This is a genomic window from Nocardiopsis lucentensis DSM 44048 (genome assembly GCF_000341125.1).
Lineage (GTDB): Bacteria > Actinomycetota > Actinomycetes > Streptosporangiales > Streptosporangiaceae > Nocardiopsis > Nocardiopsis lucentensis.
Window position 1 is genome coordinate 1 of the sequence record NZ_ANBC01000561.1, and the last position, 2805, is coordinate 2805.

General features: G+C 74.4%; 3 protein-coding genes and 1 pseudogene. All 4 read right to left on the reverse strand.

What is annotated here, in order from left to right; genetic code table 11:
• Positions 1-870 (reverse strand): zinc-dependent alcohol dehydrogenase (locus D471_RS0119290; RefSeq protein ID WP_017600122.1); only part of this gene is annotated, 870 nt, incomplete at its 3' end.
• A 96-nt stretch (positions 871-966) separates the two neighbouring features.
• Positions 967-1680, reverse strand: a complete 714-nt coding sequence (locus tag D471_RS0119295) for a CDP-alcohol phosphatidyltransferase family protein (protein ID WP_017600123.1) — start codon at positions 1678-1680, stop codon at positions 967-969.
• Positions 1673-2317, reverse strand: coding sequence for a GTP cyclohydrolase II (locus D471_RS0119300; protein WP_017600124.1), 645 nt, complete (start codon positions 2315-2317; stop codon positions 1673-1675). The genes D471_RS0119295 and D471_RS0119300 overlap by 8 nt, the downstream gene beginning before the upstream one ends.
• Positions 2318-2507: 190 nt before the next feature.
• Positions 2508-2805 (reverse strand): annotated as a pseudogene (locus D471_RS0119305) (hypothetical protein); the annotation flags it as partial.

Sequence of the window (2805 nt, forward strand, 5' to 3'; positions counted from 1 at the left end):
GTCGAAGGCGGGATCGTCGAGCAGCCGCAGTGCCAGGTCGAGCCGGTCACCGTGGCCGTACCGTCCGCGCCGGGAGGGGGAGACGGCCCCGACCTGGCTGGCGCGCACGGTCAGCCGCCGGGAGTGGAAGTCCCCGCCCAGCGGAACGCTCACCTCGCGGTCGCCGTACCAGCTCAGCTCGACCACCTCGCCCTCGGTCGCGACCAGTTCCAGTGCCCGGGCCAGCCCGGCGCCGCTGGCGCTGGTGTGGAAGACCAGGTCACAGCCATCGAACGCCGTCGCGGGCACGGCGAACCCGACACCGAGCCGGTCGGCGGTCGCGGCGCGCGCGGGATCGGTGTCCACCAGCTGCACACGTGTGCCGGGGATCCCGCGCAGCAGCCGGGCCAGACAGCATCCCACCATCCCCGCCCCGACCACCGCCACATGATCCCCCACCAGCGGACGCGCGTCCCACAGGGCGTTGACCGCCGTCTCCACCGTCCCCGCCAGCACCGCGCGCCCGGGCGGCACCCCGTCGGGCACCGGACGGACGGCCGAGGCCGGGACAACGAACCGCGTCTGGTGCGGGTACAGGCTGAAGACCGTGCGTCCCACCAGCTCGGCCGGTCCCTCCTCGACCACGCCGACGTTCAGGTACCCGTACTTGACCGGACCGGGGAAGTCTCCCTCCTGGAAGGGGGCGCGCATCGCCGCGCGCTGGCCGGGCGGCACCCCGCCCCGGAACACCAGCGCCTCGGTGCCGCGGCTCACCCCGGAGAACAGGGTGCGCACCAGGACCTCCCCGTCGTCCGGCGCGGCCAGGGGGATTTCACGCACCTCGCCCCGGCCGGGGGCCGTCACCCAGAACGCACGCGCCCGATCGCTCACGCGCCTCCTCCTCGTCTCATCCGGTCCGATCCCTGCGGAAGACGCCACCGGAGCCTTTCCCGCCACGGCCCCGCCGCCACAGTGTCCCTCACACGGTCACGTCCGCTGCGACGCCGACGCCCGCGCACGGCGGGGCCGCGCGCCCCACAGGCCCAGGACGTCGCGTCCGAACGACCAGACCAGAGCCGCCAGCGCCACCCCCACCAGGGCCGTCGAGGCGGCCGACGGGAGCACCCCCGAGGCCGCGACCGCCAGGGCCACCCCCTGGAGCGCCGCCACCACCTTGCGGGCCCGGCTCGGCGGCAACGGGGCCCGCAACCACGGCGCGACCAGTGCCGCCGCGCCGAACACGTACCGCATCAGCCCGATGGCCAGCACCCACGCACCCAGGGACAGGGACACGAAGGCGCTCAACACCATGATCAGCAGGGCGTCCGTCTCCATGTCGAAGGCCGCGCCGAAGTCCGACTCCGTGCCGCTGCCGCGGGCGACCGCGCCGTCGACCAGGTCGAGCACCAGAGCCAGCGACGCCAGCCCCACCAACGCCCACACCGGGCCGCCGTCGACCGCCAGCGCCAGCACTCCCCCGGTCAGGAGCGCGCGCACCAACGTGATCCGGTCGGCCGACCCCAGCGAACGGCGCCCCGACCGTCGTGCCGCCCACAGCAGCACGGCCGCTCCCGCCACGGCGTACACGCCTCCCGCGTACCAGCCCCGCGGCCCCAGGCCCACGGTGGCCGCCAGCCCGCCGAGCAGGACCGCCTGGCCGAGGACGGCCGCCGCCACCTGGCGGTGCACGGGCTCACGCACGGCCGCTCCCCGGGCCGCCTTCGCCCAGGTGCGGCAGGTCGTGCCCCATGCGATCGCGCTTGGCGGTCAGGTAGGCGATGTTCTCCGCACGCGCGGGCGAGAGCAGCGGCACGCGCGCGACGACCTTGACCCCGTGGTCCTCCAGGGCCTTGCCCTTGGCGGGGTTGTTCGACAGCAGCCGCACCGACCGCACCTCCAGGTGCCGCAGGACGCGCGCCGCCGGGCCGTAGGAGCGGGCGTCCACCGGGAGGCCGAGCACCGTGGCCGAGTCGACCGTGTCCAGGCCGCGTTCGTCCTGGAGGGCGAGCGTGCGCACCTTCTCCAGCAGGCCGATCCCCCGACCCTCGTGGCCGCGCAGGTAGATGAGCACGCCCCGACCCCGTTCGACGATCGCGTCCAGGGCCGCGTTCAGCTGGTCGCCGCACTCGCACCGCAGCGCGCCGAGCGCGTCACCGGTGACGCACTCCGAGTGCAGCCTGACCAGCACCTCCTCACCGTCGCCCAGGGGGCCATGGGTCAGCGCCAGGTGTTCCTGCCCGTCGACGGGGTCACGGAAGGCCAGGGCACGGAACGTGCCCCGGTGGGTGGCCAACTCCGATTCGGCGACCTCGGTGGGGTCGATGGTCCGCTCGTGCATGTTCCCCCTCAGGCGCCAGGCGTCACACCGGGCCGGTGCCCAGCCGGTCCGTAGCGAAAACCTCGCGGTGCGTGGGGGCCACAGCCGGTTTCGTTCGTGCCTGGCGGGGTTCGTGTGAAGAGTGTGAAAAATGTCAGTTCAGGGCGTCGCTGTCAAGAGGAGACTCCGTGTCCGCGCTCGGCTCGGCCGGTCACGATTCGGGCAGAATAACGCGGATCTCGCCGCCCAGGGTCGCCCCGCCCGTCAACCGGAGGGTGGCGCCGCTCCAGAACCGTCCCGGGGCGTAGTACCCGGGGCGGTGCCCGCGCGGCAGCAGCCCCATCGCCTCGTAGGTCAGCCCCATGACCTCCGCGCAGTAGGTGGTCTCCAGGTCGCGTTCGCGGGCACGGCGGCCCAGCGGGACCCGCCCACGCAGCCAGCGGGTGACCATCGCCGCCGAGGACGGGAAGGGCGTGCCGTCGAGGCGGGCCACCGTACGCAGGGCGGCG

Coding starts and splice junctions, on each gene's coding strand:
- D471_RS0119300 (WP_017600124.1), bottom strand. CDS start 2,317: ATGCACGAGCGGACCATCGACCCCACCGAGGTCGCCGAATCGGAGTTG.